This window comes from Methanomethylovorans sp. (genome assembly GCF_050177135.1).
Taxonomy (GTDB): domain Archaea; phylum Halobacteriota; class Methanosarcinia; order Methanosarcinales; family Methanosarcinaceae; genus Methanomethylovorans.
The window spans coordinates 1-6,764 of the sequence record NZ_JBFXHJ010000120.1; the positions used below are offsets into that span (position 1 = coordinate 1).

The following is a 6,764-nucleotide window of genomic DNA, read 5'->3' on the forward strand; positions in this document are numbered from 1 at the left end:
CATACGTTCCCAGCAGTATCCTGCGCTTTACCTCTGCACCAAATCCTTCCGCACGTGTGCGGGAAGCCATAGCATGCCAGTTCTCTCCTTCTTTCCTGTAACCATATCGTGTGCCATCGAACCTGGCGAGGTTAGAGGATGCTTCGCTCATAGCAATGATATAGTAAGCAGCAAGTGCATACGATGTATGCGGCAGAGATACCTGTTCCCAGGAGGCTCCCAGTTCCTCAAAGAGCTGAATGGCATCCCACACGGAGTTCTCAACTGCCGGGTCAATGCCTGCTCCGAAGTATTCTGCAGGAACTCCTATCTTCAGACCGGAAACATCTTCAATAAGAGCATCTTTGTACGCGCTTTCGGTCTTTACTGAAGTGCTGTCCCTTGCATCGTGTCCTCCTATGACATCCATAAGCATAGCGATGTCCGAAACGCATGTTGCCAGAGGTCCTATCTGTTCCAGAGAGTTGGCGTAGGAGATGAGGCCATACCTGGATATTGTTCCATATGTGGGCTTGAGGCCCACCACCCCACAGAAGGCTGCAGGGCATCTCACTGATCCTCCGGTATCCGACCCAACGGATAGGGGGGCTTCCCCGGCAGCCACCACAGCAGCGCTGCCACCTGATGAGCCACCTGGCACACGCTTCACATCCCAGGGATTGAGGGTAGGTCCATAGCAGCTGGATTCGGTGGATGTGCCCATGGCAAACTCATCCATGTTCGTCTTGCCCAGAATGATAGCTCCTGCGTCCTTGAGCCTCTCTACTATATGTGCGTCATAAGGTGGCACATATCCCTGCAATATCTTTGAGGAGCATGTAGTGGATATACCTTTAGTGGAAATATTGTCCTTGATAGCTATGGGAATGCCTGCCAGCGGTCCGTTATGTCCCTGCTCATCTATTTCCCGTGCCTTCTCAATTGCTCCTTCCCACACTGTTGTGTAAGCGTTGATCCTGCTCTTCTTTATCCTTTCGAGGTAGGATGCTGTAATTTCCTCGGCGGATCTCTGTGCTATTTTCTCCTTTACCTGTGAAACGTTTGCCCATCCTGTCATGTCCATTCCTCACATGATCCTCGGGGCTAAGAAGTTGCCTTCCTGTTTCTTCCCGGTGTTGGAGAGTACTTCTTCCTGTGACATGGATGGTCTGACCACATCTTCCCTGAACACATTCATTATATCTGCTACGTGATAGGTGGGATCCACTTTCTCAGTGTCCACCTCGTCCAGCTGACCGAAGTAGTCCAGCACAGCGTTCAGTTTTTCCGCATAATCCTGTGCCTCGCTTTCATGGATCTCTATGCGGGCCAGCCATCCCACATGTTCGACCTCTTCCTTTGTGATCATTGTAAGTTCCTCTGTATATGAAATTCAATATCTTTAGGTATATGGTATATAAGGGTTACAAAAGCGTACATCCTATATTAAAAATGTGGGTTCTTTTCACCGGCGTTTTATTATCCGGCGACATCTCTTTTATTCATTGCCTTACAATTATTGTTTATGGATACTGCTGATTACTGGAAGCACACAAAAGCCAAAGCTATCCCTGCCACAGTGAAACTGCAGCAGGTATTCTACGAATATGCAATTCCTGGTGACAGGGTGATTGACATAGGATGTGCGTGCGGTGAAGTATGTGATCAGCTTGCATCTGCCGGTTTTGATGTTACCGGAGTGGATATCAATCCGGAAGCTTTGAGGCAGGCCGACTTATCCTCAAAAGAAAAGGAACATCTCAGGGATCCCTTTTTCCTGCAGGCGGACGCTTCACTGCTTCCCTTTGCTAATGAAACCTTTGATATTGCTATAATGCAGGCTTTCCTTACTACAGTTGCTACAAAAGAGGTCCGTCACAGGATCATCCGGGAAGCGTGCAGGGTAATGAAACCGGGAGGCTATCTCTATCTTGCGGATTTCGGGCAGACGTGGTACATGAAACTATACCGTGAGCGTTACATCAATGATCTGCCCATTACAAAAGAGGAAGGTTCTATCATTGCCTATGACCAGAAAACAGGGGAAAAAGCCTACATATCTCATCATTTCACAGAAAAGGAACTTGTGTTCCTGCTGGTTGAGAACGGATTTGAGATAGAGTTCTTCAGGAACGAGGAGTTTACGACAAGAACGGGTAACAGGATCAATGGGCTGATATTTATTGGAAAAAAGACTGGTACATGATATTCTTCTTTTCCGGTTTCCAACTTATATTCCGCAGATGTCTTGGAATTTTGCTAATTATCTAAATTGAAGTTATTTGTCAACTAGTAGTAATATTAATATCAATAATAGTAACATTAAATGCAGTTGATTTGAAGTAGTATTATGCTCAAAACCATCAAAGGAAAAAAATACATGTTTTTCTATACATCTGCGGAAAGACTGTTATATGAGTGATTTGATATCATGCAGTCATTTTTTAGTATTTTTGTATGTAGTTAACACTTGTACAGTTAACTTATATTTAAGCTTAACGTATGAGTATATTATAAGTTTACTTATATATCTTCTTATAAAAGAATAATGCAGAAACATACATTTATTAGAGGCTTTTCACAGAAAACTTATATACTATCCTTGAAAAGGATATTACAGGGTTCAACTGTAGCAATCAAGAAAAATAGCTGAACCCTGCTGCCCGGAGGCGGGTAAACATTAGCTTTGGCTATACTTAAAGCTTGTTTTTCTCTGCCTCTGGAGTAGTGTAAAGAGGTAAAAAGAAATGAATATGAAATCTAGAATTGGTTCATTGTTGGCAACAATGATGCTACTTGTAACAATTACAATACCAGCAACGGCATGTGTTCCATCTTTGCAAACAACCGAAGGTGCTGCCCTAAGTGATGATTTCAATATCGAAACCAAGGAGGGCCTAAGTGAATTAAGTGCATTACTAGACATAACACTTAATGAAGATGCTAGGACTGTTATTAAAGATCTACAGGGTAAGGGATATACTTTACAGTATGACCAAATGAGTGTTCAGACAATGACCCCGAAGGAAATTGATGCACCAAAAGCAACAATTGTTGTGATTCCTGCGGAATCAACAGAAAGTGAAGATTTGGGACAGGTAATTTTTGTATCAAATGGCGAACGAACGATTACAGGTAATGCTATAATTGAACTCAGTGAAGATTATGGAAAAATGACATTATTTGAAATCAATGACGGTGTTGAAAATAATTATGTTGTCGAAAATAAAGCTGGAGCATTCTATGTTGATGGAAAACTTATACAAGATACTCCAGCAACTTCAACAGCTGGCTCAAGTACTCAATGTAATGTATGTATGACAGTGTGTTCGTACGTGTATGGTGCAGGCTGTGGATTAACTGGATATGCAACATGCACATTAGGGTGTGCTGTGTTCTCAGGACCTGCAGCTGTCGCATGTCCTCCAATATGTGCAGTTGTGTTTGCAGCACTTTGCATATATGGAACAAATAACAGTTGTCCAATATTGTGCTCACAATATTGTTAATTAATAAAGAACGATTGCTGATATACTAGAATATCAGCAACTTTTCACTTTTTGTGAATAACAAAAAATGACAAACGAAACTCGGAGCAAATATGTCATTCGGTCCATTAATAATCACAGAACTAATTTTAGTATTCATATCACTTTATCCATTCTATCTCCTGAAGTATAAACAAAATAAATATACTGGAATTTGGAAAAAAATTGGTGATACAAACAAAACACCCATACGATCACTATTATATCCAATAGGTTACTTGATTGGCGGGATAATTTATTTACTATATTTCCAATAAAATTAGTTGTGTATCTTTGTACATGAGGTATATACATGTCTAAAATAAAATCATATATCACAATTATTTTAATTATGATGATACTATCAATGATACCTGTCGCATCGGCACAATCAATTAATATTGAATATTTTTATCAACCAGAATGTCATGATTGTGAACTCACTGAACCAATCATTGAACAAATTGAAAAACAAAATAACAATGTAATCATAAACAAAACAAATGTAAACACTGTAGAAGGATTTGAGAAATGGAAAAAATATGATTTCTACGATGTACCGTCAATTGTGATAAATGATGAAATAAAAATATCAAGAGTCGATATAACAGAAGAGAAATTACAATATGTCATAGATACACATACAAATGTCAACTACACTGTTAATCAAACTATTAATCAAACTAATGATAGACCAATGAATATAATTCTTGCATATACTCTCGGGCTATTTGCTGGAATGTCACCATGTCTCATGGCAATACTCGGATTTCTACTAAGCTTCACTGCAAGTACCAGTGATTCAATTCATGATGGCATGACCAGAGCCATGATATTTGGTGTAGGCCTAGTTGTTTCATATATAACAATAGGAATTATGTTGATTACATTTAAACGGTCGATTCCGGACTTTACTGCATTCTCAATAATAACGGGTTTTATTGTAATTGGGATGGGATTATATTTCATTGGTATTGTTGAACTACCAATATCTACAGAAAAGTATTTCCACACCATTGCTAGAAAACATGTTCATACAGTAAGTGGATTGTTTTTACTGGGAATGCTCTTCTCATTTGTAAAAGTTCCGTGTACATTACCCATGTTATTAGTTTTGTTAAATGGATCAGTCATCAATGGAACAGTTAAAGACATTTCAATGCTATTCATATTCAGTATGGGTGTATTAACTCCATTCATTGGTGTTGGGCTAATTGGTGGATATACATTATCAAAACGTATCCGTGATTATCGTTCACAAATAAAAATGCTAAGTGGATTTATTTTAATATTTGTTGGTGGATGGCTACTCCTTGCTTAGGAGATTCCACCATAGGCATTATAATAAGTTTATTCCCTCACAGCACTCATGCCAATTCAATTTCATGAAAAATGGATTGATAGAAGAATAGTTAGTACTACATGGAAAATATTGTATAATTTGCGTTATCAAATTAGAAAGTGATACATATGGATATAACTCAATTAAAAAACGATTTGTTATTTTTCATAATTTCTGTTATTGTATATACTATTCTAGGATACTTATCTAACAATGCAATAAATGAAATTATTTCAGGAATTTTTGTTGGGATTGGATTTGTCATTGGAAAAGAAGTAATTTTGCAAAATATATCCTAGGTGAAATACATGAAATCAAAAATTAAAGTTGAAGAAATAATAGGAATCTTTATTGGCGGGATATTTTATTATGCATGGGCATTTGTAATTCTTATAGCAGGTTTCGGAAATATAAAATATGTAAGTGACTGGGTAATAGCTGGCATGCTACCGTTTTTCCTGATTATGGGGCATTATCTGATAGCCAGGAATGTAATTGAGAAAAACAAGAAAACAGACGATGAGGTAAGTATCAAAAGCCTCCTTGCTGGTTTTTTCTTGTGGTTGATAGTGACTATCATATTATCCCTAACAAACACCGAAACTAACTTTTATGTGGTTTTGGCCGGAGGTTACTCCATAATGTTGGTGGTCTATTTCTATTTGAAAAGCAAGATCGTTGAATCTGAAAAATATAGAAGTTTTACCGCGACCTATGCAGCTCTGTGCCTGGGAATACTGTGGTGTCTCTACAATCTTTTGATTGTCAACTGAATTAACCTTATAGCTTTCTTTTTTCAGTAGAAAAGGTTTACTTTTCCCTCGCATGGAGAATTAAGATTAATTCTAAATATTTAAATTAATTTCATAATTCAAGACGATGGTCTGTAAAATTCATTACTATTTAACCTTTATGTGCAAATTATCTCACGGTTTTTAGTCTAACAACATTGTCAACAGAGAAAATATAAGAATGTAATTTTGTTAGATACTTTTTACAAAAAACTTATATACTATCTTTGCGAAGGATGTTACAGGGTTTAACTGTATCATAGGAGGGAATAAGCGATAAAAAAATCAAATTTACTTCTTGCCAGCTTATCTATTATTACATTAATTGTGATTGGTTTAATTGCCATGCCTTTCATTTTCATAGGCAAGCCCTCCCCTCTTTTTTTTATCAAGAACAACGATATTAACGATCATACAGTTACGATTGAGGTATTTGATTCTGCGAATGATTCGATATTCAAAAAAGTATATGAGATGAAACCTGAAACTGTAATATATGAGTCAAAACCTGCTTGGTTAATACTACAACTTTCTTTTCCTCCCGGAGATAGAAAAGAATGCACAATAAAAGTCATTTTGGACGAAAATATTTCAGAAACAAGCCAGATGGAAATGCAATTAGGAGATGTAGTAGATATAACATTATATGCCGATTATGAAGAATCTCCTATATTTATAGGATTGATGTCTGCATGAATAACCAAAACGGAAAAACTCCATATTGGATTTATTTTTTTCATACATTGATATAGATCAATGGATTTGTGATTGTGGGGAGAAAAGGTTAGCAAGTATTCTTCTTATTCTCATTTATGTGGTTTTAGTGGACGATGAACAGAAAACGATTTCTATCTGTTTTTACAATATTTGCTCTTCTTATACATCAGAGTAGAGGGATTCGAATGGCAAAAAAAATAAGAGATAATGACCATCTGAAAGACAAAGGCTTTCTTTTTCAGAAGCAGGATGGTTATTTTTCACTTCGTCTGCATGTTGTAGGAGGAAATCTTACATCTGAAAACCTCAGATACATCGCTGATGCAGCGGATAAATATGGCAAGGGGTATGTCCATGTGACCTCAAGACAGGGTATTGAGGTTCCTTTTGTACATAATGATAATACCG

General features: G+C 37.6%; 8 protein-coding genes and 1 pseudogene. 7 read left to right on the top strand and 2 right to left on the bottom strand.

Going from position 1 to position 6,764, the window contains the following annotated elements:
• Positions 1-1,057: amidase family protein (locus AB7U21_RS09240; protein ID WP_428388514.1), on the bottom strand; the 1,057-nt coding region annotated here is incomplete at its 3' end.
• Between the two features lie 9 nt (positions 1,058-1,066).
• On the bottom strand, positions 1,067-1,348 hold the full coding sequence (gene gatC, locus AB7U21_RS09245; protein WP_428388516.1) for an Asp-tRNA(Asn)/Glu-tRNA(Gln) amidotransferase subunit GatC: 282 nt from the start codon (positions 1,346-1,348) through the stop codon (positions 1,067-1,069).
• A gap of 156 nt (positions 1,349-1,504) precedes the next feature.
• Here gatC and AB7U21_RS09250 point away from each other — a divergent pair, with 156 nt between their 5' ends.
• The 7 genes and pseudogenes from AB7U21_RS09250 to AB7U21_RS09280 all read left to right on the top strand — a co-directional run.
• Complete coding sequence (locus AB7U21_RS09250; protein WP_428388518.1) at positions 1,505-2,185, top strand: class I SAM-dependent methyltransferase; 681 nt, start codon at positions 1,505-1,507, stop codon at positions 2,183-2,185.
• A gap of 547 nt (positions 2,186-2,732) precedes the next feature.
• Positions 2,733-3,488 (top strand): hypothetical protein, encoded by a 756-nt coding sequence (locus tag AB7U21_RS09255; RefSeq protein WP_428388520.1) that lies wholly within the window; start codon positions 2,733-2,735, stop codon positions 3,486-3,488.
• Between the two features lie 331 nt (positions 3,489-3,819).
• Entirely contained in the window at positions 3,820-4,827 is a 1,008-nt protein-coding gene (locus tag AB7U21_RS09260; protein ID WP_428388522.1) for a cytochrome c biogenesis protein CcdA, read from the top strand.
• 149 nt (positions 4,828-4,976) lie between these two features.
• Positions 4,977-5,147, top strand: coding sequence for a hypothetical protein (locus AB7U21_RS09265; protein ID WP_428388524.1), 171 nt, complete (start codon positions 4,977-4,979; stop codon positions 5,145-5,147).
• Positions 5,148-5,156: 9 nt separating this feature from the next.
• The gene (locus AB7U21_RS09270) at positions 5,157-5,621 is read left to right on the top strand and encodes a hypothetical protein (protein ID WP_428388526.1); all 465 of its coding nucleotides are present in this window, start codon (positions 5,157-5,159) and stop codon (positions 5,619-5,621) included.
• 492 nt (positions 5,622-6,113) lie between these two features.
• Complete coding sequence (locus tag AB7U21_RS09275) at positions 6,114-6,335, top strand: hypothetical protein (RefSeq protein ID WP_428388528.1); 222 nt, start codon at positions 6,114-6,116, stop codon at positions 6,333-6,335.
• A 206-nt stretch (positions 6,336-6,541) separates the two neighbouring features.
• Positions 6,542-6,764 (top strand): annotated as a pseudogene (locus AB7U21_RS09280) (coenzyme F420 hydrogenase); the annotation flags it as partial.